General features: G+C 41.6%; 34 protein-coding genes. All 34 read left to right on the top strand.

Annotated features, from left to right (window positions below; translation table 11 throughout):
• Window positions 1–17: 17 nt before the first annotated feature.
• Window positions 18–653, top strand: a complete 636-nt coding sequence (locus tag D6856_RS02855) for an esterase (protein WP_120685639.1) — start codon at window positions 18–20, stop codon at window positions 651–653.
• Window positions 654–773: 120 nt separating this feature from the next.
• Window positions 774–1,271, top strand: a complete 498-nt coding sequence (locus D6856_RS02850; protein ID WP_120685638.1) for a rhomboid family intramembrane serine protease — start codon at window positions 774–776, stop codon at window positions 1,269–1,271.
• Between the two features lie 91 nt (window positions 1,272–1,362).
• Window positions 1,363–2,055 (top strand): SGNH/GDSL hydrolase family protein, encoded by a 693-nt coding sequence (locus D6856_RS02845; protein ID WP_120685637.1) that lies wholly within the window; start codon window positions 1,363–1,365, stop codon window positions 2,053–2,055.
• A gap of 31 nt (window positions 2,056–2,086) precedes the next feature.
• Window positions 2,087–2,506 carry a pyridoxamine 5'-phosphate oxidase family protein gene (locus D6856_RS02840; protein ID WP_120685636.1) on the top strand — a complete coding sequence of 140 codons (420 nt, stop codon included), beginning with the start codon at window positions 2,087–2,089 and terminating at the stop codon, window positions 2,504–2,506.
• A 22-nt stretch (window positions 2,507–2,528) separates the two neighbouring features.
• Window positions 2,529–2,912, top strand: coding sequence for a DUF2127 domain-containing protein (locus tag D6856_RS02835; protein ID WP_120685635.1), 384 nt, complete (start codon window positions 2,529–2,531; stop codon window positions 2,910–2,912).
• Between the two features lie 74 nt (window positions 2,913–2,986).
• The gene (locus D6856_RS02830) at window positions 2,987–3,376 is read left to right on the top strand and encodes a hypothetical protein (RefSeq protein ID WP_120685634.1); all 390 of its coding nucleotides are present in this window, start codon (window positions 2,987–2,989) and stop codon (window positions 3,374–3,376) included.
• Between the two features lie 40 nt (window positions 3,377–3,416).
• Entirely contained in the window at window positions 3,417–4,502 is a 1,086-nt protein-coding gene (locus tag D6856_RS02825; RefSeq protein ID WP_147367794.1) for a hypothetical protein, read from the top strand.
• A gap of 84 nt (window positions 4,503–4,586) precedes the next feature.
• Window positions 4,587–6,635 (top strand): HelD family protein, encoded by a 2,049-nt coding sequence (locus D6856_RS02820; protein ID WP_120685632.1) that lies wholly within the window; start codon window positions 4,587–4,589, stop codon window positions 6,633–6,635.
• A gap of 103 nt (window positions 6,636–6,738) precedes the next feature.
• Window positions 6,739–7,815 (top strand): hypothetical protein, encoded by a 1,077-nt coding sequence (locus D6856_RS02815; RefSeq protein ID WP_147367793.1) that lies wholly within the window; start codon window positions 6,739–6,741, stop codon window positions 7,813–7,815.
• Between the two features lie 247 nt (window positions 7,816–8,062).
• On the top strand, window positions 8,063–9,598 hold the full coding sequence (locus tag D6856_RS02810; protein WP_120685630.1) for an ATP-binding cassette domain-containing protein: 1,536 nt from the start codon (window positions 8,063–8,065) through the stop codon (window positions 9,596–9,598).
• Complete coding sequence (locus tag D6856_RS02805; RefSeq protein WP_120685629.1) at window positions 9,595–10,455, top strand: GNAT family N-acetyltransferase; 861 nt, start codon at window positions 9,595–9,597, stop codon at window positions 10,453–10,455. The genes D6856_RS02810 and D6856_RS02805 overlap by 4 nt, the downstream gene beginning before the upstream one ends.
• Window positions 10,456–10,501: 46 nt before the next feature.
• Window positions 10,502–10,876, top strand: a complete 375-nt coding sequence (locus D6856_RS02800) for a nitroreductase family protein (protein ID WP_120685628.1) — start codon at window positions 10,502–10,504, stop codon at window positions 10,874–10,876.
• Window positions 10,839–11,084, top strand: coding sequence for a hypothetical protein (locus D6856_RS02795; RefSeq protein ID WP_120685627.1), 246 nt, complete (start codon window positions 10,839–10,841; stop codon window positions 11,082–11,084). Before D6856_RS02800 ends, D6856_RS02795 begins: the two co-directional genes overlap by 38 nt.
• A gap of 22 nt (window positions 11,085–11,106) precedes the next feature.
• Window positions 11,107–11,283, top strand: a complete 177-nt coding sequence (locus tag D6856_RS02790; RefSeq protein ID WP_120685626.1) for a TrmO family methyltransferase domain-containing protein — start codon at window positions 11,107–11,109, stop codon at window positions 11,281–11,283.
• A 37-nt stretch (window positions 11,284–11,320) separates the two neighbouring features.
• Window positions 11,321–11,782 (top strand): GNAT family N-acetyltransferase, encoded by a 462-nt coding sequence (locus D6856_RS02785; RefSeq protein WP_158588715.1) that lies wholly within the window; start codon window positions 11,321–11,323, stop codon window positions 11,780–11,782.
• 130 nt (window positions 11,783–11,912) lie between these two features.
• Window positions 11,913–12,284 (top strand): hypothetical protein, encoded by a 372-nt coding sequence (locus tag D6856_RS02780; protein ID WP_120685624.1) that lies wholly within the window; start codon window positions 11,913–11,915, stop codon window positions 12,282–12,284.
• Window positions 12,285–12,335: 51 nt separating this feature from the next.
• Window positions 12,336–12,917, top strand: coding sequence for a GNAT family N-acetyltransferase (locus tag D6856_RS02775; RefSeq protein WP_120685623.1), 582 nt, complete (start codon window positions 12,336–12,338; stop codon window positions 12,915–12,917).
• A 110-nt stretch (window positions 12,918–13,027) separates the two neighbouring features.
• On the top strand, window positions 13,028–13,369 hold the full coding sequence (locus D6856_RS02770) for a hypothetical protein (RefSeq protein ID WP_120685622.1): 342 nt from the start codon (window positions 13,028–13,030) through the stop codon (window positions 13,367–13,369).
• Window positions 13,370–13,483: 114 nt separating this feature from the next.
• A complete protein-coding gene (locus D6856_RS02765) occupies window positions 13,484–13,786 on the top strand; it encodes a hypothetical protein (protein ID WP_243108332.1) in 303 nt (100 codons plus the stop codon).
• Between the two features lie 28 nt (window positions 13,787–13,814).
• A complete protein-coding gene (locus tag D6856_RS02760) occupies window positions 13,815–14,165 on the top strand; it encodes a hypothetical protein (RefSeq protein ID WP_120685621.1) in 351 nt (116 codons plus the stop codon).
• A complete protein-coding gene (locus D6856_RS02755) occupies window positions 14,149–14,685 on the top strand; it encodes a DUF4303 domain-containing protein (RefSeq protein ID WP_120685620.1) in 537 nt (178 codons plus the stop codon). Before D6856_RS02760 ends, D6856_RS02755 begins: the two co-directional genes overlap by 17 nt.
• Window positions 14,686–14,701: 16 nt before the next feature.
• Window positions 14,702–15,238, top strand: a complete 537-nt coding sequence (locus tag D6856_RS02750) for an RNA 2'-phosphotransferase (protein WP_120685619.1) — start codon at window positions 14,702–14,704, stop codon at window positions 15,236–15,238.
• A 77-nt stretch (window positions 15,239–15,315) separates the two neighbouring features.
• On the top strand, window positions 15,316–15,915 hold the full coding sequence (locus tag D6856_RS02745; protein ID WP_120685618.1) for a DUF7674 family protein: 600 nt from the start codon (window positions 15,316–15,318) through the stop codon (window positions 15,913–15,915).
• A gap of 66 nt (window positions 15,916–15,981) precedes the next feature.
• Window positions 15,982–16,527, top strand: a complete 546-nt coding sequence (locus D6856_RS02740; protein ID WP_120685617.1) for a hypothetical protein — start codon at window positions 15,982–15,984, stop codon at window positions 16,525–16,527.
• Window positions 16,528–16,561: 34 nt separating this feature from the next.
• Complete coding sequence (locus D6856_RS02735) at window positions 16,562–17,428, top strand: NAD-dependent epimerase/dehydratase family protein (RefSeq protein ID WP_120685616.1); 867 nt, start codon at window positions 16,562–16,564, stop codon at window positions 17,426–17,428.
• A 46-nt stretch (window positions 17,429–17,474) separates the two neighbouring features.
• Complete coding sequence (locus tag D6856_RS15130; RefSeq protein ID WP_158588801.1) at window positions 17,475–17,621, top strand: hypothetical protein; 147 nt, start codon at window positions 17,475–17,477, stop codon at window positions 17,619–17,621.
• Window positions 17,618–18,394: a PhzF family phenazine biosynthesis protein gene (locus D6856_RS02730; RefSeq protein WP_120685615.1), complete on the top strand. Its 777-nt coding sequence runs from the start codon at window positions 17,618–17,620 to the stop codon at window positions 18,392–18,394. The genes D6856_RS15130 and D6856_RS02730 overlap by 4 nt, the downstream gene beginning before the upstream one ends.
• A gap of 41 nt (window positions 18,395–18,435) precedes the next feature.
• Window positions 18,436–19,062, top strand: coding sequence for an Imm26 family immunity protein (locus D6856_RS02725; RefSeq protein WP_147367792.1), 627 nt, complete (start codon window positions 18,436–18,438; stop codon window positions 19,060–19,062).
• Between the two features lie 13 nt (window positions 19,063–19,075).
• Window positions 19,076–19,423 carry an Imm41 family immunity protein gene (locus D6856_RS02720; protein WP_158588800.1) on the top strand — a complete coding sequence of 116 codons (348 nt, stop codon included), beginning with the start codon at window positions 19,076–19,078 and terminating at the stop codon, window positions 19,421–19,423.
• Window positions 19,404–20,198: an immunity protein Imm33 domain-containing protein gene (locus tag D6856_RS02715; RefSeq protein ID WP_120685612.1), complete on the top strand. Its 795-nt coding sequence runs from the start codon at window positions 19,404–19,406 to the stop codon at window positions 20,196–20,198. Before D6856_RS02720 ends, D6856_RS02715 begins: the two co-directional genes overlap by 20 nt.
• Window positions 20,199–20,222: 24 nt before the next feature.
• Window positions 20,223–20,582, top strand: coding sequence for a tautomerase family protein (locus tag D6856_RS02710; RefSeq protein ID WP_120685611.1), 360 nt, complete (start codon window positions 20,223–20,225; stop codon window positions 20,580–20,582).
• Between the two features lie 7 nt (window positions 20,583–20,589).
• On the top strand, window positions 20,590–21,357 hold the full coding sequence (locus tag D6856_RS02705) for a GNAT family N-acetyltransferase (RefSeq protein ID WP_120685610.1): 768 nt from the start codon (window positions 20,590–20,592) through the stop codon (window positions 21,355–21,357).
• Window positions 21,358–21,405: 48 nt separating this feature from the next.
• The gene (locus D6856_RS02700; RefSeq protein ID WP_243114008.1) at window positions 21,406–21,897 is read left to right on the top strand and encodes a GNAT family N-acetyltransferase; all 492 of its coding nucleotides are present in this window, start codon (window positions 21,406–21,408) and stop codon (window positions 21,895–21,897) included.
• A gap of 15 nt (window positions 21,898–21,912) precedes the next feature.
• Entirely contained in the window at window positions 21,913–22,833 is a 921-nt protein-coding gene (locus D6856_RS02695; RefSeq protein ID WP_243114006.1) for a DMT family transporter, read from the top strand.
• Window positions 22,834–22,889: the final 56 nt, after the last annotated feature.

The following is a 22,889-nucleotide window of genomic DNA, read 5'->3' as shown; positions in this document are numbered from 1 at the left end:
AAAGCGGGGATGAATATATGGAACGTTATGAATACGGGAATCCAAATTCGACGAATGTTTTGATTCAGATGATCGGCGACCATGAGCTTTTGGGCTTGGAAAAAGAGCTTGCTTATATCCGAAAGAACGCGGGAGAAGATTTCTTTTTGATCGCCTTCAAGGTTGATGACTGGAATAAAGAGCTATCGCCATGGAAGGCGCCGGCAGTGTTTGGAGATGAGGCCTTTGGCGGCTTCGCGGACGAAATGCTGGCAAAAGTCTTGGAGCAGCTTAATGATATTGGTAGGCAAAAGAAATACTGTATCGGCGGATACTCGCTGGCAGGCTTGTTTGCTCTGTGGGCAGCGTATGAGACAGATCTTTTTACTGCAGTGGCAGCAGCTTCGCCTTCTATATGGTTTCCGGGGTTTATTGATCATATGAAATCACGCTCCATCCATGCGGATAAGGTTTATCTTAGCCTTGGAGATCGCGAGGCGAAGACAAGAAATCCCGTTATGGCAACTGTCGCGGATTGTATAGAAATATCTTTTGACCTGCTGCAAAAGCAAGGCGTAGATTGCACGCTCGAGTGGAATGAAGGAAATCACTTCAAGGAAGCAGAGATACGGACCGCGAAGGCGTTTGCGTGGGCGCTGGATTGTAATCATTGATGCGGAGATGAGTCATCAAAAGGTATCGCTCAGGAGTAAAAAGTGAAAAACAGCATCATTTCGGTGTATTTTATTATTGGACTGTGGATTGCATTGTTTATATGCGGGCGATTCATAAGTATGAACAAGTATTTATGCGGTAAGGGATTTGATCTGATCGCAGGCCGGTTTTACCGATATATAACGGCATCTTTTTTACATGAAAACTTATTCCATTTGGCAGCAAATTGCCTGGGATTGTATTTTATAACAATCTATCTCGACGGAAAGATAAATAGCGTTGCAATAGCGGTGTTCGCGATCATATCCGCCACAGTTTCAAATATGATCTTTTCATTGATTTATAGATGGACAGAGAGCTTTGTGGGCGGATCGGTCATTATTTATTCCATTATAGGACTGATTGTGATAATGCAGCTGAGATGCCGTGACAGTGCACCGTTCATGCTGGGAACATGGTACGGAAATTGGACTTTGGGATACTTCATTTTGGCAAATGTGATCAATGGCTCAGCAAAGCGCGCAGATATTTCATCCATCATGATCCATGGAATCTCTTTTGCTGTAGGGATGGTCATAGGCGCGATAATACTGATAACCGGCATGATTAGAGTTTAATAAAGGGGAATACATGAAAATTGGAGTTATTCAAGCGGCGCAGTGGGTTTTGTAGTGACCGGATGTTCATCGGAAAAAAGGGATTTTTGCAATGAAGATTTTATTTATCGGCAACAGCCATACATATATGAATGACATGCCACAGCTGGTAAAGCAGATGATTGAAGACGTTACGGGCGAACCGGCCGAGGTTTTTATGCTGGCTTATTCCGGGAGGTCGCTTAAGTGGCACATGGAAGAGGAATATTTCTCTGAAAGGTTTAATATTCTTCACGGAGGCTATGACTTCTGTGTTATCCAGGAGCAGGCACATCCGATGCCGCCAAAAGAGGACACGGTAGCAAACGTTGATAGGATAATAAAACTTTGCAGGCAGGTTGATACGACGCCGATTATATTTGAGACTTGGGCGGAAAAAGAGAAGCCGGAGAACCAGGCTGAGATGAACAGAAGATACAGAGAGATCGCATTTAGGCAGGAATCGCTGCTGGCGCCCGTCGGAGAAGTGTGGGAGCATGCGAAGTTCGAGCTTAAAGATATTTCGAATGCGGATCTGTATTATCGCGACGGAGCGCATGCGTCGGCTGTCGGGGATTATCTGGTCGCAATGGTATTGACCAAAGTTATAACAGGAGCTATGCCTTCCGAGAACTTTAAAAAGTCGTTTGATTTCTCGCTTCCTGATGATGAGTGGAATCATGTGAAAGAAAAAGTGGAAGACGAGAGCGTGGAATTAACAAGTGAGGTGGTTAAAGCAATCAGAGATTGCGTGAAAGAAATATAATTCATTTTTATAGGGGCTAAGGGGGTAAAAAATGGATAAGGCTAAGATTGAACAGTTTGTCAGTAAACAGAGGGCTGCGCTTGTCGGTTCGGTTGATGGGAATGGGTTTCCGAACATCAAAGCGATGCTTAAGCCCAGAAAACAGGTTGGGTTAAAAGAGTTTTATTTTTCCACCAACACTTCGTCAATGAGGGTTCAGCAGTTTCTTAATAATCCCAAGGCGAGTCTGTACTTTTTTCACCAAGGACTGATCAGGTACACAGGGGTTATGCTTATCGGAACGATGGAGGTTTTGACCGATCAAGAGATCAAGAACGAGATCTGGAGAAAGGGCGATACCATGTATTACAAGGGCGGTGTCACCGATCGTGATTACTGCGTCCTTAAATTTACTGCGCAGAAAGGCAGATTTTACAGCGATTTAAAGACTGACAATTTCAGTGTGGAATAAAATGGGAGTATAAGGGGATAGTATGAAAAAGTATAAGATTGCAGCGATACTAATGATAATCCACGGCGGATTCATGGAGATTTTGTGTTCACTAATGATGATACCGGCTATGCTGTCAGGGGCGGGCGAAAGCTCTTTTGTCGGATTTAATCTTGAGTATTTCAGAGAGAATTTAAATCTGATGATCGTAGCAGGCGTCATATTCGGAGTGCTGCGAGTTATAGGCGCTGTGGGCCTTTTGAAAAACAGAATGTGGGGCCTTGCGCTTTCAGTGATAATCTCATCGATCACACTTGCACTTATGATGTTCCTTCTTCCTGCGGGAATCGTTGACGGAATACTTGCGGGCGGAGCGCTTGTACTGATGCTTATGCAATATTTCGGCGACAGCAGTGCAAGTAAATGACCTTTGCAACATCTTTGACTCCTTGATTGTTTGATAGTTAAAGAGATTAACGGTCGATAAAGGAGGAAAAAAGTATGGAATTGATAGCTGCGAAGGAAGAAAACGGATGGGTGCTCTCAAGATGGGATCTGACTTATAAGGTTGGCTGGGAGCACATTCAAAAAGGTGTTTCAGCCGTCTATGATTTTTACAGTAATCCTGAAATTCTTGTGGCGAGTTCGCCGATTAAAATCAACAGTAAAGAAGATATCATGAATATCCCTGAGACCATGAATCTGACTATTCGCGGAATGTCTGATATTATCAAGGCTCCCATCATGATCACTTTCTACAATCAGATGCAAGCGGTTGATGTAAGCGTCGCTCAGGTTTCGGACGAGTTTAAAAATATCAATTACGAGAAGTTCAATCACTCGCTCTGCCAGTACATGGACAGCATAGAGATTGCGATGTATAGGAAATAAAAGGTTGCGGGGATTGTTGGAGGAAGGAAAAAAGATTGTTTTGAAGAATAAAAAGAAACCGATCATCACTATAATTATCGGCATACTATGCCTAACGGCAATCGTTGTAGGTACGCAAGTGTACAAAAATCGTGGTGGTGTAAACGTGAAATGCAGTAAAGACTATCCTGTTTCTGAGGGCTTAGTAAGCTATCGCCAGGATGACGCGGCATGGAAGGATATTCATCTCGGTGATTCCGAATATACAATGGGATCGTCCGGATGCATAACAACTTGTATCGCAACTGCGATCTCAGAGACCGGAGGAGCCATGGATCCCGGAGAGCTTGCGGTTTATTTGTCGAATGAAAATGTATTTGATGATGAAGGAAATATGCTGTGGGGCGAGCTTGACGATCTGGCCGGATTTCATGCTGATGTTTACGGCCATGGAAACGCCGAGTATATAGATGATTGTCTGTCAAATGGCAGATATCCTATCGTTAAGGTCCATAGAAAATCTCTTTTGAGCTATCATCATTTTGTGTTGATCGTCGGAAGCCGTGACGGGGAATACATCTGCATGGATCCGTTAAAAGATTCGCTTACCAAGCTCAGTGACTACGGGAACAGAATCTATTCGGTCAGATGTGTGTGGTACAAGGATGAAATGGAGGATTTTAATGAGCATAATCTTGATATGATCAAGAGGCTTCCGAAGAACAAAGAGGACACAGATGAATTTTTGAAAACAATGAGGCTAGCTGTTATTGAAGTAGATGTTGACGGAGATCCTTGTTATACGACAACATCTGTTGTGGATTTTTCATGTGATAAGCTTTACTTTAATTGCGTAAGTTTCCTTGACTATACTGAGACAGATGAATGTACTCCTTTTTTAACGGAACGGAAAATAGAATATATAAATGATATCAAAAACGCAGTCGAGCATATAGAAACTCTTAATAATGCAGAGACCGATCCATACGAGAACGAATATAAGGATCTCACGGTGAAAATAATTATAGCGAATGATGATTGGACTATACAAAAATTTGAGTGTAGTGTTCCGGGAAGCAGAAAAGACGATCCCGGCGATATGTTAAGCGCATTTGCGTACAAGTTCTGTGATCTGGAGCGTTATTAAAAACTCTTGCATTGCATACTAATCAATAATGAGAGACAATATAGGCGTGATCAAATGAATTATTTTAAATAACGGAGAAATAACATGGGAAAAGAAATATTTGAAAAAGAACAGACCCATTTGACGACGACCTATAATAAACTGCTTGGAATTAAAAAAGATCTCGAGGAGCAGATCTCTGCCCTTAATGAGAAGGCGGTTGAAGACAAAAACGATATCAGGGACAACATCCGTTTTGATTATGCGGATATAGAGACTACAATGGAAACTCTCGCAGAGATTGAGGTATGGAATCGTTACATTGATACCTACAACGTTGAGAGTAATTCCCTTGGTAAAAGGCTTAAGACAGTTGATAAACTGCTTGAGTCACCTTATTTTGCCAAGATAGAGCTTTTGTTTGAAGGAGAAAGTCAGCCTGAAAGTTATTATATAGGACGAGCGGCGATCTCGGAAAACGGCTACGATCAGATGGTTGTAGACTGGAGATCTCCGATTGCGGAAGTTTACTACAATCAGGAAAACGGTAAAACAAGCTATACGGTTGATGACAGGACCATCCCTGTTGATCTAAGGCTTCGTCGACAGTTTGATATAAACAGAGACAAGCTGGTTTCATTTTTTGACACACAGATCGCGATCGAAGATCCGATGCTTCTTAAATCTCTTTCGCAGACTCGCTCTGACAAGATGCAGGCGATCACTGCCACAATTCAGAAAGAACAAAACAAGGTAATCCGTTATCCCGATGTACAGATTCTTTTGGTCAGTGGTATTGCAGGTAGCGGCAAGACTTCGGTTCTTTTGCAGAGAATAGCATATCTTTTTTATCAAAAGAGAAAGACACTTCGCCCAGAGCAGGTATGTCTTTTGACACTTAATCCCGTATTTCGCGATTATATCGATAACGTCCTTCCGGACCTGGGAGAGACCAATCCGCCGACTTTGACATGGCATGAGTTTTTGAAAAAAGTGGGCGTTCCTTTTGCTGACAATGAATATGACGGCACGGACGATGCAAGTTTGCAGAAGATTCATGACGAGCTGCTAAAGCTATGTCCCGAAGAGGATGATTTTTACGATATTACTCATAACGGCAAGCTTGTGATGACTAAGAGCGACGTGTTTGCCGTGATAAAAAAGTTTTCTAAATTCCCGATGGGAGTTCGTCTGATCCAAACAGCTTCGGAGGAAATTGAAGAAAGAGCGAAAAACATACTTCGAAACAAGGATATCTTTAATGATGAGTCCGAAAGCACGGCAAACTCCGATACCGCTGAGGATAATCGCATTGAAAACGATTTTGGCGGAGCGCTTAGCTTTATAAGGCGTTATGGTTTCATCAACGTCAAGCGTGTTGCGCAGAGAATCCTCGGAAGCGAGTATATCACTGCTGCTGAGTGGCTCTTTACCAAGATGGAGCTTACAGGTATATGTGACAGAAATGTGCGGTATGTTATGATAGACGAAGTGCAGGATTACACAGCTGCGCAGTTAATGGTGTTTGGTAAATATTTTCCTAGTGCTCGTTTTATGCTGCTTGGCGATGAGTTCCAGGCAATTCGGGGTGGCACAGTTTCTTTTGCACAGATAAAAGAGATGGCAGAGGCAGCGGGAAAAGAGTTTGCGCTTCTTCCGCTAATGACAAGTTACAGAAGCTCACCCGAGATAACTAAAATGTTTGCTTCTCTCCTTCCGAATGAAAAGAAAATGCTGGTTTCATCGGTAAGACGATTGGGCGAAGAGATTATTGTTAAGAGCTGTGATTCCGAAAAAAAATACTACGAGGAACTAAAGGCGCAGATAGATGAATTCGGCAAAAAAGACGGCCTTACTGCGGTTATATGCAGAAACAGTTACAGCCTTGAAAAGATAGCGGAATCGCTTGGAGATAAAGCGCCGCAGAATATTTCTGAAAATGACAGCCTGCCAAAAAGCGGCGCATTTCTTATTGAACTGGCGCTTGCTAAGGGGCTTGAGTTTGACAATGTAATCCTTGCTGACGCCGATGCAAAAGCCTATCCTTCGGACGAACTCGGAAAGCATTGCCTGTACACAGCTATATCCAGAGCTACGCAGCGTCTTGCTGTTTTGGCCAATGGCCTGTTGGGGACGGGTTTGGCGGACCGCTAAAAATAAAATTTTATAAAAGGAAAAGAGAATGAGGAAAAGAGTTTTTTTATCAACAATTATTATTGCATTTGCGCTATGTGCCTGTGCTAAAGGGGATAAAGCAGTGGGCGAAAATATAAGCGCGGTCGAAGAAAGTAACGAAGCTGTTTCGGAAGCGCCTTCTGAAGCATCATCAGAAGCATCGTCGGAAGTGACAGCATCTGTAGAAGGAAAAAAATACAGCGATTTTAAGGAAGCCTATGCCGACTTCCTTAAGACTAACGAAGTGGATGAAGACGGTTCTCCTATTCAAGAATACATGATATATGATATCGACAAGGACGGTACGCCGGAACTTTTGGCGTGCTGCGGCTTAGGAGAGGCGGATTCGCATAAGCGGGTATACACATTTGCTGACGGAGAGATCAAGTTTATTGATGTGTTATATACGAGTCACACCGGTATTTGGACATATCCGGATGATAACGGCATAATATTACGTTGGACTTTTTCAGGTGGTGAAGATTATACCCGATACTCTTTAAATAACAATGAATTTACAACAGAAGAGTTATATTCCGGAACTACTTTTTATGAAGATCCGGAGACAGGGGAGGCCATTACCAAATTTAAAGCGGCAAAAGATGTAGTTCCCGGCGCAATTTGGGTATCTGCTTTTTCACGTGATAATCTATATCCGCTTGAGATGTATGAAGTTATAAGCGGCGATGTACCTAAGCAGAATAATAAGAAATATACTTATCCGGATAACAATCCAAATTTCTATACGGAGATCATGGAAAAAGACAGTGTTATAAATGTGGTAAATCTTGGGTGGGCCAAAGACCTTGGAGAGATTCGGTTTAGTGAACTTTTAAAAGAAGGTGTGATAGATGCAGGTAAATCATCGGAAAAGCGGGATATAACATATGCAGATCTCAACTTTGACGGTGTGTATGAATGTATTTTTTATATAACGACACAGGATGTAAATTATGATGCCATCACGAATGATTATCGTGTGATCCTTAGTAAGCAAGGCGATGATATTTACGCTTATCTTGCAGGTTATCCTTACGAAAATTCCGTTACGGAAGATGGATATTTTATTACCGAACCGGATGAGAACTGCGATGATCGAGATGTAAGTAGAGTTATGTATGATAAAGAAAAAAGTTTTGACTATTATGTGGCATATTGATATAGTATAGGAAAAAGAAAGAGCGCTTAGCGCATAGGTGAAAGAATGTACAGAAGATAATTCAGTTTAGGTGAACACTATCAGTAATGATGAGGCTGCTTACAGCAGCTGTTTTGTGTACGCTTAATTTGGATTATCATGCATTTCCTGCCTATAAGTTATGTGGGCCTATTTGTGTGAGTCTATTTTGCGTATGCGAAATAGACTTTTTTGCTACCCGTAAATGGCAGCCATGACAGGAGGACGCATGCTCAATATTAAAAACTTAACTATAACGCACCGCAAAGATCTGCGGGTAATTCTTGATAAATTTAATCTTACTCTAAACGACGGCGACAAGGCTGTGATCATAGGCGAAGAGGGCAACGGCAAATCGACGCTCCTTAAATGGATATATGATCCGCTTCTTGCGGATGAATACGCGGAGTGCGAAGGCGAGAGGATACTCGGAAGCGAGATCTTGGGCTATTTGCCGCAGGAGCTCCCTGATAATGAAAAAGAAAAAACGCTTTACGAATATTTTTCGGAAGCCAAACTGTTTTTTGACAAGACACCCAAAGAGCTTTCGGAGCTTGCAAATGAATTTCGGGTTACGAGAGATTTCTTTTACGCAGATCAAAAGATGAAAAGCTTGTCCGGCGGCGAAAAAGTAAAGGCGCAGCTTATGAGAATACTGATTGACGAGCCGACGGTTCTTTTGCTTGATGAGCCGTCCAACGACATCGATATAAGTACGCTCGAACTGCTGGAGAGGCTGATAAATGGGTGGAAACAAATAGTTCTTTTTATCTCGCATGATGAGACGCTCATTGAAAACACTGCCAACGTGATAATCCACATCGAGCAGATCATGCGAAAGACCAAGAGCCGCTACGTGGTTGTGAAGGACAACTACAAGCATTATATCGCGAACAGGGAGGAGGCTTTTGAGAGGCAGGAGCAGCTGGCGATTAACGACCGCAAGGAAAAGAAGCTTCGCGATGAGAGATACAACAGGATTCACGACAAGGTGGAGCGGGCGCTTTTAGGTGTTTCGAGGCAGGAGCCGGGAGTCGGAAAGATGCTAAAAGACAAGATGCGCGCGGTAAAGTCCATGGAGAAGCGCTTTTCAAGGCAGGATGAGCATATGACCAAGATGCCGGAGCAAGAGGAAGCGATCTTTTTTAAACTGGGAAAAGAGAATTCGAAGATGCCGGAAGGTAAGACGGTTATCGAGTTTTCACTGGATAAGCTGATGGCGCCCGACGGATCCAAGGTGCTGGCAAAAGACATTTTCTTAAGGGTAAGAGGACCTGAGAAGATCTGCATTATCGGAACAAATGGAGTCGGTAAGACTACGCTTCTTAGGCTGATTGCGGAGGAGCTTCTTTCAAGGAGTGATCTGAGGGTTCAGTACATGCCGCAAAACTACGAGGATGAGCTTGATCTTGACGTGACGCCGGTGGAATTTTTGGACGATACCGGTGATAAGGAGATACGCACGCGCATCAGGACATATCTTGGTTCGCTTAAGTTTACCGCAGATGAGACAGAGCATCCGATCCGAGAGCTCTCGGGCGGACAGAAAGCGAAAGTGCTGCTTCTTAAGATGAGTCTTTCCGATGCAAATGTGCTTGTTCTGGACGAGCCTACGCGAAATTTCTCGCCGCTTTCGGGCCCTGTTATCCGCAGGATGATAGCTTCATTCCCCGGCGCGGTCATCAGCATTTCGCACGACAGGAAGTACATCGAGGAAGTATGTACAAAGACATATGTGTTGACGACGGAGGGACTTAAGCAATGACCATAGAGACGAATTACAGAGATAACGAAGCACTAAGAAATTCTTTTAATGAACTTGCCGGTAAGATTTTCAGCGGATTGAACTTTGAAAACTGGTACAGGAACGGCTTTTGGAAAGACAACTACATTCCGTATTCAGTTGTGGTTGATGGTAAAGTTGTATCCAACATTTCAGTGAATACTTGTGACATGAACTATGACGGCAGGATTGTAAAGCTGATACAGCTGGGAACGGTTATGACCGATCCTGATTACAGAGGAAGAGGCTATGCAAGGCTTTTGATGGAAAAGGTATTTGAGGAATACGAAGGAAAAGTAGACGGAATCTATCTTTACGGCAATGATTCGGTAGTTGATTTTTATCCCAAGTTTGGCTTTCGAAAGAGCAAGGAATATCGGTACAGCAAAGCGGTAGAGATTGATAATGACAGAACGGCAAAGCTTGTGCCGATGGCGGAAAAGAGCGACTTCGATAAGATGGTCCGGATACTGGATAGTACCGAGCAGAACGCCAAGCTTTACATGGTAAATAATCCGGGCTTGTATATGTTTTATCTTTCTCAGTTTATGCAGGAGAATACATTCTATATTGATGGCACGGACAGCTATGCTATTGCTGAGATTGACGCTGATACGCTCAACCTTCATGCGATTATCGGAAACGCACCTTTGGATGATGTGATCGCTTCGTTCGGAAAAGATATTAAGAATGCCGTTCTTTGCTTTACTCCGCACGATGTGACAGGGTATGATAAAAGCGAGGTTTTCGAAGAAGATACAACTTTTTTTGTCAGAGGAAAATTCTTTGACGAGACCTCAGAAAATGCATTTATGTTCCAGGAAATAACGCACGCGTAACGTATACCCGGGGACGGGGCAGCGGTCCGGTTTTGGAGGGAATGCTATGAATTTTTTTGAAGTGATAAATAAACGTAGAAGCTATCGCGGAAAATACCAAGCTGTAAAGGTTCCGCGTGAAGATCTTAAGAAAATAATGGAGGCCGGACTTGCGGCTCCTTCCGGCTGTAACAAGCAGACAACGAGTCTGATCTGCGTCGACGATCCGGAAGTCCTTGATAAGATTCATGCTGTCGTAACACCGCCTGTTGCAGAAACGGCTCCGATGACTATGAGCTTGTGTGCATTCTCCCTGTCGGTGTCGCTGAGAGTGAGCCCGTCGGCCCCGAGAAAAAGAGCTTCGAAGAGCGCGCGTGGTTTAATACGTTTAGAGGGTAAAAGACATGGAAGAAATAAGAATGATTTTATGTGGCGAAGTTGAAGAAGCCGATGGAACATCTGAGAAAACCGGAGTGGTGTCAGTTGTTTATGTGTCTAAGGATTTACAGAGGATAAAGGCAAAACTTGTTGAATTACAAGAGCGTAATCCGGATAAATTATACATGGATTACATTGTGCCGCTAGATGCTGATCTGACCGCATTAGAGCACTACCCATCTATTGAGATTTCCAGGGAAGATTTAGCGTGATGAAGGAATAGGAGGAGCAAAAATGACTGAGATAGTAATGACACCAATAGGCAAAGTACAAAAAGATGTTTCCTGGGGCGAGGATACTTCAAGTATTGTTCTGGAAAAAGAGTATGTGTCAGGCTTGAAGGGGCTTGATGCTGTTGACGGCACTCCGGTGCTTGATATAAAGCCGTATTATCCGGTTTATGATAAATAAGAAGGATAGGAAATGTATTTTAGGAAAGAGGAATTTAATGAGCAACATAGTTTTTAACTGGACAGATGGAAGCAACAAGGATTTTGGCGAGTTTTATAAAAAGACAGAAGAATACTACAGCAAGATGGTTGGCGGAATAGAGAACAGAAGGGCTTTTGTACCATACAATAATTCTGATGCTATTCCCGATGTGCTTATTGCATATTCGGATGATTCGGCAGTCGCGTGCGCGGGGCTCAAACGTTATTCGGATAGCGACGTTGAAATCAAGCGTGTGTGGGTAGAACCTGAATATAGAGGTCGACACATTGCTCAGGATATTATGAAATATATCGAAGATAAGGCACGAGAGCTTGGGTACAAAAGAACAATTCTTCAGACAAGAGAGATAATGGAAGACGCTGTAGGACTTTATACAAAGCTCGGTTACAGCAAAATAGAGAAATATCCGCCGTACGATAATTTGTCAGGTGCGGTATGTATGGCAAAAGAGCTGTGAGGTTATCATGAGAGTTGAATTGGTCAGAACAAAAAACTTATCGCTGGAAGTTGACTATACTGCTGAAGATTTTGACTATTATTCAAATATAATACTGGAATAGGTGGATTTGAAAAAGAAGACGAAAACAATGATATTTAAAGATAATTTGTTGGAGTTGTACAACATTGTGCGTCGTTACAAAGATGAGGGAATTCCGGAACTTCCGCAGGAGATTTATGATCATTCACTGGGTGTCATGTTGAATGATATTTATCAGAATGATAGTGAGGATAAAGATAATATAGAGAAGTATTGTGCTTATATATCTTTAGACTGCGCGACATGGTTTTTCCGTAAAGAAAAAACATACCGGTTGCAGATTACGCCAATGTATCAAGATGAAGCTGATTACAACGAATTTAGCAAAAACTGTAGTACTGTTTTTGCTTCGGAAATAGGTGGTGAGGAATTAAAAAGATTAGCAGATAGTATTGAGGAATTATATAAAAAGCTAATGTGAATCCATTGAGTATGTAATTAATCCAATGGTAGAGATATAAAAGGAAACTAAATGATCAAACTGACAACTGACAGGCTTATCCTGCGCGATTATTGCGAGGAGGATTTCGAAGCTTATTACAAATTAAAAACCGACGAAGAAACGATGTACTACATGCAGGACATTAAGCTTGGTTCTCGAGAAGAGGGGAAAAAAGATTTCGCTGATGTGCTTGCAGATATGAAGAGCGAACATCGAAAGTTCTTTTTCCTTCATATGGAACTTAAAGACACGCATGAGCAGGTGGGAAGCATCGGATATACCGTTGTCGATGAAACACCGATTGGGAAGATAGTTCATCTTGGTTACTTCACATACAAGAAGTTCTGGGGAAATGGTTACACATCCGAAGCGCTCGGGAAACTTCTGGAGTTTGCATTTACCAAGGACAACGTATACAGAGTTACAACCGGTTGTCTAAAAGAAAATGTGGGTTCCGAAAAGGTCATGATCAAAAACGGACTTATCAAGGAAGCGGAACACATTGATTATGAGTGGCATGACGGAAAGATGAAAACTCGCTTGGAGTACAGGTTGCTTAAGAGGGAGTGGAAAAAATGGTCCAATAGGTTCGCCTCGAAGGGCCATTACTAATATCCTGCAACTATTTTTTCTATGTATTTGTGTATTATATAAAGAAAAACAAATAATAAAAGCGTTCCTATATGCTGCATTGTAGAATGACAGAAACCGGGAGGAAACACATGGCAAGAGACTTAAGCTTTTGGAAAGAAAACAAAAATACCAATAACAGCTGCTCAGAGACATATAAAAACCTTTCGAACGAAGTGTATCTGGACTATGTTTCGGAACTTTCGATTGAGCAGATATTAAATGATGTAAGCACAACCTTTTCCGATTGGACCAAACTCGATGAAAAGAATTATGAAAAGGGCGATGCTGCGATTGAGATTTTTACAACCAAGCAGTTTTGCAGATTTGATTGTTATAGCGTGACTGAAGAAGACATGAATAAGATCATGGATATAATGTTCAAATATGATTGTCCGCTATATGATTCTGCTATAGATGTAAGATTTGCGTGATGATGAAGAATAGAAAGACTGTGAAAAAGGGAACTGTATCAAAAGATAATTAGAGAGTGTATTACGACTATGACAAACCAAATACGAGTGGAAACGGATGACGATTTACTATACATGGAGAATAATAAAATCCACGCCAATGTGAATTCAAAAGAATATGTTTATGACGTGTCGGCAGTAGAGAAGCTTGTAATTTTGACTACAGATATGGGGCCTTTTTATGATGACATGGGGCTTGCTGTCGATGTTGGGAATAATAATGTGATCTTTATCATGTCAGAGCATAGATGTTTTAAACCATTTTTATTTGAACAGATCGGTAAGGCATTGCCTATCGATTATCAGAAAGTAATCGACGCGTCCGCATGTACAGATAGAAAAGTATTTGAAATTTATAAAAAAGAACAGAGTGCATAATGGACAATTATTATGATTGGAGTAGAAAATGTATGATGATCTGAGAAGAATAATTGAGAAAGCGGGAGATATAGTTGATTTTGCTTCGTATGGAGAAGAGATTTATAGTGTGTATGGGATTGATTTCGAAGAGGTTGTTGGAGGCGATATCGTATATATAAATGAGCTAAGCAGAAAAAATGATCCTACTTTTATGGATAAATTGGTGATTTCAGAAACAGACGATGAAATGTTTTACTTTGATTTATCGAATGGATTGATAGAAAATGAATATCCGATTTATGAGTTCTATAGTAAAACATTATACGCTCCTTCTTTTGCTGAATTTTTGAAAAAGAAAATAATGGATATGGAGTTTGGCAATGAATTTGGAAATTGATGAATATTTGGTCGAGATCATTCAAAGTGCAACTGAAAAGGCTTTACTCAAACTGTTTGAAGAACACAATGAAAGCTTTTATTATTGTTCTCTTATAACAACCGGAGAAGGATTATGTCCTATAATCTCGGCATGGTCAAAGGAGGCTTTGGAGAGAGTTGCAAATGAGAGTGATGATGTAGAAGAGGCTAAATACTATTTAAAATGGTCTTATTCGGAAACTCCGTATTTTGCTTATGGCGAGGAATTTTTTGAAGATGTAAAGAACGTGTTTATAGATAGAATGAACAAGTTGAAAACCGCGGAAGAAAGGCAAAGAGAAGTTCAACTAAGAATTAATTCAATGGAAAAAGTAATGCACAATCTGGACGCCAAAGGTATGTTTGGACAAGGAGAACAACGATTAAATATCGTTATTAATGCCGAGTTTATGCCGCCGGACTACACTAATACGGAGAGAGCATTAAGATTAAATCCTCAAGAGGCGCTAAAAGAATGGTTGGAAGAAGCTGCGGAATAATACGCAGGAGGTAGAAATGGATTACACAGAGACAAGTAAATTCCTTAGTTTGATCTTAAGGCATAAGCCGGAAGTAATCGGGATAAGCCTTGATGAGCATGGTTGGGCTAATGTAGATGAGTTAATAGAAGGAATGGCAAAAGAGTATCCGATTGATAAAGATATTCTTGAGCAAATAGTGGCAAGCGATTCTAAGCAAAGGTATTCCTTTAATGAGGATAAGACGCTTATAAGAGCAAATCAGGGTCATTCCATCATGGTGGATGTTGAATTGGATGAGCTCGAACCGCCTGAGATTCTTTGGCATGGTACCGGAGAGAAATTTGAGAAAAGCATTGATGAGCAAGGACTGATTCCCAAAAGCAGATTATACGTTCATTTGTCGTCGGATATTGAAACCGCTACGAAGGTAGGGCAGCGACATGGGAAACCGGTTCTTTATAAAGTCCTTTCGAAAAAAATGTATGATGACGGCTACAAGTTTTATTTATCCAAGAACGGAGTATGGCTTACTAAACAGGTGCCAAGAGAATATTTGATAAAAGAAAAATGAGTGAGGCATAGTTAAGCAAATGCCCCAGACCTCGTCCTTTGGGTTATTATACGAATAATATTGGGGAGCTAAATAATATGAATATACAAAACTTCATAGATAAGATGGTTCTGTTTTTACCTAATTTACCTAATGAGAGGGAAAGGCATATTAAAGAAAATGGTGAATTATTGGCTACGGTTTTCATAGAAAATTCTATTATGCCTAGCGTAATTGAACTACTAAAAAGAAACAATGATAAAGTAATACTGAAAAACATATTTGATTATTTTGAAGATGTTTCTATAAACGCAGATGAAGATTTAAAGAATATTTTTTCTATTACTGTGCTTGAGATACTTGGTAATGACAAAGATGTTTTAGAGATTGCAAAAGAATATATGGGCGTGGAAACTAAGCGGAATCAGGAACAAGCTGATAAAGATTTAGGTCGAATTAGAATAGAGCAGAAAAAGGAGATAGAAAAGTTCAAAACAAGATATTACAAGTTTGATATTGGAGATGGGGGAATGAGAAGAACAGGACCAATATTTGAATACTTGGATTCAAACGGTAATTGGGTTGAAGATCGTAATTTAATTAGAAAATTCATTGGAGGAGACACAGATTTCGATGAAATAACCGAAGAAGAAGCAAATAGATTGGCGATGAATAGGAAAAGAAGGAGTCAGAAGTAGGGATTATGCGCACCCCGGAACACTTTATAAACAAGTGAAAAAGTGCTGTAATGTGGAGATAATTACATGAGAATAGAAGAGCTTAGTATGCAATTGGAAAAAGAAGGTCTATTGCAAATGGATTACTTGGGCTGCCGTAAGTACTATGTGGATGGCGAATTTGTATATAATGACGGACAGTGGAGAAATATACCGGACCTTTTCGGGATATATAAAAGTAAAGAAAGTGGCAACTATGTTTTCTTTATAACTGATACTGAGAGGGGAAATCGTTGTCATTCAGAGAGCTTTGCTACTGAAGAAGAAGCGTGTGAATGCTTGCTAGAGATGACGCGTAGTGGAAAAAGTGATAATACAGAATTATTTGATAAAACAAGCAAAACTACATCTAATGTCAACGAAGATAGGTATACATATTACAAATTTGATATAGGCGATGGCGGAATGAGAAAAAAAGGAAATATCGTCGAATATATTGATAAAAATGGGGAGTGGGTCGAGGATATCGAACTTTTGAGGATGTTTATTGGCTTAGATGGTGGATTTAAAGAAATAACCGAAAAAGAAGCTGAGATATTAGTTGAAAACAGAAAAAGAAATAAGATGGTGTAATCTTTAGATTACTTAAGTGAAAGTTGAAGTAATTATGAAAATACTGGTAGTTGGTGGAACAAGATTTTTTGGCATTCCGATGGTGAATGCTTTGATAGATGCGGGACACGACGTGACGGTCGCAACACGCGGCAACAACGAGCTTAGCTTTAAAGGCGGCGTCAAGCATATCGTCATGGACAGAACGGATGCCGATAGTGTCAAAAGAGCTGTCGAAGGCAGCAGCTTTGATGTTGTGATCGACAAGATTGCATACAGTTCAAATGATGTGAAGGCTCTTTTGCCCAATATAAAGTGCGATAAGTATATTCAGATGTCGACGTGCTCGGTTTATGCGGAAGATAAGCCTTGCATAAATGAAAAAGAGTTTGATGCGGCGGCGCACCCGCTTGTGTGGACGGACAGAACGCAGGATTACGGCGAGTCCAAGAGGCAGGCTGAGAGAGCTGCCTATGAATTTATGGACGCGGATAAGTGCGTCTTTGTGAGATACCCGGTTGTTATGGGAGAGAATGATTACACCGGAAGGCTTCGCTTTTATGTCGAGCATGTAATGAATGGTATTCCTATGTATGTGGATGATCGCGACTTCGCGATTTCTTTTATCAATGAAAAAGAAGCGGGAGAGTTCCTTGCTTTCTTGGCGGACAAAGCAGTGAGTGGGCCGATTAACGGCTGCTCTCGGGGGACGATCAAGATTTCCGAGCTTATAGCTTACATTGAAAAGAAAACGGGCAAGGCTGCAGTTTACAGTAATGACGGCGATGCTGCTTCGTACAACGGCCTTTTGAATGACATGAGTCTTGATACAAGTAAGGCGAAGAGCCTTGGCTACGAGTTCTCGGAGATTGGCGATTGGATATATGAGCTGATCGATCATGAGATCGCTAAGGTGGGATAAGCTATAAAAAAGTGTTTGAATCCTAGTATTTAGGAGGGCAACGATCATGGAAAAGAAGAACCAAGATAAGAAGAAACTAAAAGAAATCGAGCTTAAGCAGAACAAGTACGCCAAGAAGATATCCGCGGTTCCTTCGGATGAACTTGCAAAGGCGCTGAAATCTCTTTTGGCAAAAGATAAGGATGAGAAATGAAACAATACATTGTTGATGCATTTACAGACAGACTTTTTCATGGAAATCAGGCAGCAGTCTGTGTTCTTGATGAGTGGTTAACAGAAGAGCTTATGATGAATATCGCCAAAGAGAATAATTTCTCCGAGACGGCGTTTACCGTAAAGAACGGTGATAACTATGATCTTAGGTGGTTCACGCCCGGCGGAGAGATAAACTTGTGTGGCCATGCGACTTTGGCGACATCGTATGTTCTTTTTAATTACTATGAGAAGGATGCGGATGAGCTCACTTTCCATACCATGAGCGGAGATCTGTTCATACATAGGCAGCAGGATGAGATCGTCATGGATTTTCCTGCCTATAAACTTAATGAGGTACCTGTCACTGAGCAGATGGCTAAGGCGATGGGCGCTAAGCCAGTAAAGGCATATATTGATCGTGACCTTTTGCTTGTTTATGAAGATGAAAAGATGATCCGCGAAATGAAGCCTGATTTTGAAGAGGTGATCCTTCTTGAAGGTGAGGGCGTAGGTGTGACGGCTCCGGGAAAAGAGTATGACTGCGTATCACGCTTTTTTACCCCGAAAGATAAGATAAATGAGGATCCTGTGACCGGCTCGGCGCATTGTATGATAGCACCATACTGGGCGGAGCGCTTGGGCAAAAAAGAAATTCATGCATACCAAGCTTCAGAACGAGGAGGCAGTTTGGAGTGTAAAGTTCAAGGTGACCGAGTTGTTATTTCCGGAAAAGCAGTGTTGTATTCGGTTGGGGAGTTGTTTGTGAATTGAATGAACTCCGGAGCAGTGGGTTGGAGAAAGACAGAATTACGATGGAAAAAAATAGTTTTGAAAATCCATACAGTATAAAGAAAAAGGCAATGCTGGATGCTATTCCTGAACAAAAGAGGCGAGAGATAGATGATTTCTTTTCATTGCCCAAGGAACAAAGATATATCAAGCCTATAAAGCGCAAGATGAAGCCTGGCTTAAAAGCGGGGGATATCTTTGCAATGCATTTGCCGGAAGATGTTTATTTGTATGGCAAAATAATAAAAAAGGCTGAGAATCTTCCGATGATCGAGGATGATTTCTATATTGTTTTGATTGGGAACCTTTGCACTAAAGAACTTGAGAATCCTATTTTTTCTATAGATAAGAATAACTATTTGCTGGGGCCATGGATTATTTCGGATTCGTTATGGCGAAACGGAAAGTGTTTTACGGTCGGAAATTGTCCTGTTGTAGAAGATAAATTGGATATTGGCTTCTACAAAAGCAGGTTAGCGCCGGGAAAAGACGGAAAGTTGCATGAGGCAGGCTTTTTTATGGATATCCATGGGAATAAGCTGGAACGGGAACCGGATATTTTTGAATTATGTGCTTATATAACAATAGACGGTATTGAGCATGATATCAAAACGCAGATTATTCTGGGGAACTTGGGCGTTTCGGAATAAGAAAGAGGTGTCGATGACCACAGAGAAAGCATTGGAAATAATTTCAAAAAACTATAACTGTGAGGACGGAAGTCTCATTTCTTCATTGAATGATAAGAGTAGCTTTTCTGAGGAGCTTTTCCGGGAATTATATGACAGTATTGTTCTTTTGACGAAAGAGTCTTTTTATAACGAGGAACTGACGGAACAGATCAGTGTGAGCTATCAGAGTTTTTTGAAGCTTATGATCTATCATTTTTCACCATACGACATGTGTGAGATAAGTGATTTTCCAAAAGAATACAGTGAATATATTGAGCGGCTTGATCAGGCGGTTCTTGCGTATTATAGGAGGACGATTCATGCACAAAATATTATGTGAAATAGAAAGTATAATACATAAGAGTATTACAGAGGTGCTGCCGGATTTGTCATTTGATGATCTGGAAGATAATGGCACCGTTTTTTATATGAATGGAAAAAACGGCACAGAATTTGATTGGTACGTTAACGAGAAATTGCCTTCATTCATGGTGTTTTACAACGATGAGACTAATCTCGGGGCTGCCCAGGCATACATTTATGATGATGGTGGCATTGTTCTTTATATATATGATCAGCATGGGAATAATTTGGCAAAAGAAATAAAGACCTACGTAGATGCAACCGAAGAAGAAGTGCTCTGTCTGGCCACTATTCTTAGATTAAATTCGGATGAAAAGATGATATTTGATAAGGCAATTGGGGATATCGATACTGATGAATGTCCTACAGAGCAGGAAATTACAGAGTATAAAGAACATAAAAAATATTATGAAGAAATGATTCAGCGTAAGGCTATAATGGGAAAATATGCTGTTGTTTCCAAGAGGATTACAGAGGATGGTTATCGTGTTGGTTACATGAGGAGAGACGAACCAAGAAATGAAGAGGATAGCGGATGGAGCTTCTGGGCCGGAGATGAAGATGATGAATACAGCAATAACGCAGATAATGTCAACCTTTATATGGTTGGTTCAATCATTAATATGGATTCGGCTTTGATGAAATACATAGACAGACCAGCAGAAATTTCCATGATAAGGGTGTCCGATCATGAGTTTATAGAGGATAATGGACAGGACATAGTTCTTGGAAAGTGGAAGGAGACATCCTGATACGCGAAGCAAAAGAGGTGGGACATGCCGTTAGTTAAGATTGAAATGATAAAGGGCAAAGGCCCGGATTATAAAAAAGAGATCTTGGATATCGTTCACGACGGTTTGGTAGATGCTTTGGGCATTGAAGACTGGGACAGGTTTCAGAGGATCATCGAGATAGAAAAAGAAAATTTTGAGCTGCCGGAGGGCAAGACTGAGGATTTTCTTTTGATTGAGCTGATTCTTTTTCCCGGAAGAACGAAGGAGCAGAAGAAAGCCGTTATAGAAACGATTACGAATAGCCTTGGCAGTAAGCTCGGGGTAAAAGAGACTGATGTTTTTATCATCATCAACGAGCCGCCGCTTGAAAATTGGGGGCTCGCAGGAAAACAGAAGGGGTAAAATTATAATGACAACCAAAGAGGTTTTAGAAATAGCGATGCGCCAGTCGGCGGAAGACAACGGCTGTCGCGCTGAAGATTTTGTATCTGATAAGAATGTGGTATTTCCGTTTAAGCTTGGGAAGAATGCGCGTAAGTACTACATGGAGCCGATAACGTGCAACCTTATTTCCTACGGAAGTAACGTTGTCGCGGCGGTGTCGGATGAAGTCGTGGAGCTTGTGAAGGAGTACACAGATAAGTTTGAGTTTTATCACTGTTTTGAGACGCCGAACATGCATTGGCTAAATGAGAGGCTTGAAAAGCTTGGGCACAGAGTGTGTTTTATGGCGGAATATTTTTTGCCTAATGTCGAAAAGATGCCGGAGCTGGATTGCCCGTACGAGACTAGGATTCTTGGGCCTGAGGATTTCAAGGATCTGTATTTGCCACAGTGGAGCAATGCTATCTGCAGTGCCCGCAAGGAACGCGATGTGCTCGGAGTAGGAGCGTACGACAATGATAAGCTTGTTGGGCTGGCGGGATGCTCGGCTGATTGCGATGATATGTGGCAGATCGGAGTTGATGTTCTGCCTGAGTATAGGCGAAACGGGATCGCGTCCGCTCTTACAAATAAGCTGGCTAAAGAAATCTTGGCTCGCGGAAAAGTGCCTTTTTACTGCTGCGCCTGGTCAAATATCAGATCTGCGCGAAATGCGATAAGAAGCGGACTTTTGCCCGCGTGGGTTGAGATGACGGCAAAGCCCGTTGATATCGTAAATGATATGAATGCTTGAATGATGCAGGGGATGAGCAAGCTCATCCCCTTATGAAAGGACCTGATTTTGGAAAAAGACTACAAGATTATTATGGCGACGGAAGAAGATCGCGATGAGATAATGGCGCTTTATAAGGCGCAGATAGGGAGAGAGTTGTGCCCGTGGGATGAGGATTATCCTTCGCATGATACGATTGATGCGGATTTTGCGCGCGACGGACTTTTTGTTTTAAAAGAAGCGGGGAAGATAAAAGCTGCAATCTCGGTTGAAGAAGATGTGGAAGTGGATAAGCTTCCGTGCTGGGATAAGAAGCTGGAACCCGAGGGAGAGCTTGCGAGGCTCGCGGTTTTGCCTGATGAGCAGAACAAGGGGCTTGCGAGGATAATGCTTAAATATGGCATGGATGAGCTGAAAAGGCGCGGCTTCAACGGTATCCACATACTCGTAGGAAAGCATAATACCAAGGCAATTCGCTCGTATGCGGTGTTTGGCTTTGATGAAGTCGGTGAGTGCCACTTGTACGACCGGGATTTCCTGTGCTATGAAAAGAAACTGTAAAAGGAGCCCAAGCTTTTGAACACAAAGAAAAATCCGTTACAAAACAAATTCATAGTGTGTCTTTTGGCGGTTCTGTGCTGTCTTTTATGGGGCAGCGCTTTTCCGAGCATAAAAACAGGATACAAGATGTTCGAGATAGGAGCGCAGGACAGCGTTTCTCAGATTCTTTTTGCAGGAATAAGGTTTTCGCTTGCGGGAGTGCTTGCGATAATCTTCGGAAGTATGCTTCAAAAGAAGATTCTTTTTCCTAAAAAGACATCTTGGAAGATGATAGGGATACTGAGCGTATTCCAGACGATACTGCAGTACATATTCTTTTACATCGGGCTTGCGCACTCGTCGGGAGTGAAATCCTCGATAATTAACGGAATGAGCACGTTTTTTGCAATCTTGTTGGCGTGCCTTGTAAGAAAACAGGAGCGTTTGTCGCTCGTAAAGATAATCGGCTGCGTGCTGGGAACGGCGGGCGTTATCATAGTGAGCCTTTCGGGCGGAAGCATCGGCGCGGGCTTTGCGCTTACCGGAGAAGGCTTTATTTTGATCGCGTCTGTATCATATGCGATCTCATCGGTCATGATAAAAGAGTTTTCGGCAAAAGAAAACCCTGTAACGCTAAGCGGTTATCAGTTCGTGATAGGCGGCCTAGTGATGGTGGCAGTCGGACTCTTGGCAGGTGGAAAAATATACATGACAACGCCTTGGGGAATTCTTCTCATTATCTACATGGCGCTGATATCGTCGGTTGCTTATTCTTTATGGGGGATTCTTCTTAAGTACAACCCGGTATCGTCAGTTACGATATATGGGTTTTCCAATCCAATCTTCGGAGCTCTTTTGTCCGCATTTTTCCTTGCGGAGTGGGATAAACTCAGTGTTTGGTATGTTGTCGCGCTTGCACTTGTGAGTCTTGGAATATATGTCGTAAACAGAGAGTGATTTTTAATAGTAAAACACCTGATTTGTATAATTATAAAAGTATTATAAACATACGA

The organism is Butyrivibrio sp. XB500-5 (genome assembly GCF_003625505.1).
In the GTDB taxonomy this organism is placed as follows: domain Bacteria; phylum Bacillota; class Clostridia; order Lachnospirales; family Lachnospiraceae; genus Butyrivibrio.
This window is presented reverse-complemented; position numbering and strand designations above follow the sequence as displayed.

Coding starts and splice junctions, on each gene's coding strand:
- D6856_RS02855 (WP_120685639.1), top strand. CDS start 18: ATGGAACGTTATGAATACGGGAATCCAAATTCGACGAATGTTTTGATT.
- D6856_RS02850 (WP_120685638.1), top strand. CDS start 774: ATGAACAAGTATTTATGCGGTAAGGGATTTGATCTGATCGCAGGCCGG.
- D6856_RS02845 (WP_120685637.1), top strand. CDS start 1,363: ATGAAGATTTTATTTATCGGCAACAGCCATACATATATGAATGACATG.
- D6856_RS02840 (WP_120685636.1), top strand. CDS start 2,087: ATGGATAAGGCTAAGATTGAACAGTTTGTCAGTAAACAGAGGGCTGCG.
- D6856_RS02835 (WP_120685635.1), top strand. CDS start 2,529: ATGAAAAAGTATAAGATTGCAGCGATACTAATGATAATCCACGGCGGA.
- D6856_RS02830 (WP_120685634.1), top strand. CDS start 2,987: ATGGAATTGATAGCTGCGAAGGAAGAAAACGGATGGGTGCTCTCAAGA.
- D6856_RS02820 (WP_120685632.1), top strand. CDS start 4,587: ATGGGAAAAGAAATATTTGAAAAAGAACAGACCCATTTGACGACGACC.
- D6856_RS02810 (WP_120685630.1), top strand. CDS start 8,063: ATGCTCAATATTAAAAACTTAACTATAACGCACCGCAAAGATCTGCGG.
- D6856_RS02805 (WP_120685629.1), top strand. CDS start 9,595: ATGACCATAGAGACGAATTACAGAGATAACGAAGCACTAAGAAATTCT.
- D6856_RS02800 (WP_120685628.1), top strand. CDS start 10,502: ATGAATTTTTTTGAAGTGATAAATAAACGTAGAAGCTATCGCGGAAAA.
- D6856_RS02795 (WP_120685627.1), top strand. CDS start 10,839: ATGGAAGAAATAAGAATGATTTTATGTGGCGAAGTTGAAGAAGCCGAT.
- D6856_RS02790 (WP_120685626.1), top strand. CDS start 11,107: ATGACTGAGATAGTAATGACACCAATAGGCAAAGTACAAAAAGATGTT.
- D6856_RS02785 (WP_158588715.1), top strand. CDS start 11,321: ATGAGCAACATAGTTTTTAACTGGACAGATGGAAGCAACAAGGATTTT.
- D6856_RS02780 (WP_120685624.1), top strand. CDS start 11,913: ATGATATTTAAAGATAATTTGTTGGAGTTGTACAACATTGTGCGTCGT.
- D6856_RS02775 (WP_120685623.1), top strand. CDS start 12,336: ATGATCAAACTGACAACTGACAGGCTTATCCTGCGCGATTATTGCGAG.
- D6856_RS02770 (WP_120685622.1), top strand. CDS start 13,028: ATGGCAAGAGACTTAAGCTTTTGGAAAGAAAACAAAAATACCAATAAC.
- D6856_RS02765 (WP_243108332.1), top strand. CDS start 13,484: ATGGAGAATAATAAAATCCACGCCAATGTGAATTCAAAAGAATATGTT.
- D6856_RS02760 (WP_120685621.1), top strand. CDS start 13,815: ATGTATGATGATCTGAGAAGAATAATTGAGAAAGCGGGAGATATAGTT.
- D6856_RS02755 (WP_120685620.1), top strand. CDS start 14,149: ATGAATTTGGAAATTGATGAATATTTGGTCGAGATCATTCAAAGTGCA.
- D6856_RS02750 (WP_120685619.1), top strand. CDS start 14,702: ATGGATTACACAGAGACAAGTAAATTCCTTAGTTTGATCTTAAGGCAT.
- D6856_RS02745 (WP_120685618.1), top strand. CDS start 15,316: ATGAATATACAAAACTTCATAGATAAGATGGTTCTGTTTTTACCTAAT.
- D6856_RS02740 (WP_120685617.1), top strand. CDS start 15,982: ATGAGAATAGAAGAGCTTAGTATGCAATTGGAAAAAGAAGGTCTATTG.
- D6856_RS02735 (WP_120685616.1), top strand. CDS start 16,562: ATGAAAATACTGGTAGTTGGTGGAACAAGATTTTTTGGCATTCCGATG.
- D6856_RS15130 (WP_158588801.1), top strand. CDS start 17,475: ATGGAAAAGAAGAACCAAGATAAGAAGAAACTAAAAGAAATCGAGCTT.
- D6856_RS02730 (WP_120685615.1), top strand. CDS start 17,618: ATGAAACAATACATTGTTGATGCATTTACAGACAGACTTTTTCATGGA.
- D6856_RS02725 (WP_147367792.1), top strand. CDS start 18,436: ATGGAAAAAAATAGTTTTGAAAATCCATACAGTATAAAGAAAAAGGCA.
- D6856_RS02720 (WP_158588800.1), top strand. CDS start 19,076: ATGACCACAGAGAAAGCATTGGAAATAATTTCAAAAAACTATAACTGT.
- D6856_RS02715 (WP_120685612.1), top strand. CDS start 19,404: ATGCACAAAATATTATGTGAAATAGAAAGTATAATACATAAGAGTATT.
- D6856_RS02710 (WP_120685611.1), top strand. CDS start 20,223: ATGCCGTTAGTTAAGATTGAAATGATAAAGGGCAAAGGCCCGGATTAT.
- D6856_RS02705 (WP_120685610.1), top strand. CDS start 20,590: ATGACAACCAAAGAGGTTTTAGAAATAGCGATGCGCCAGTCGGCGGAA.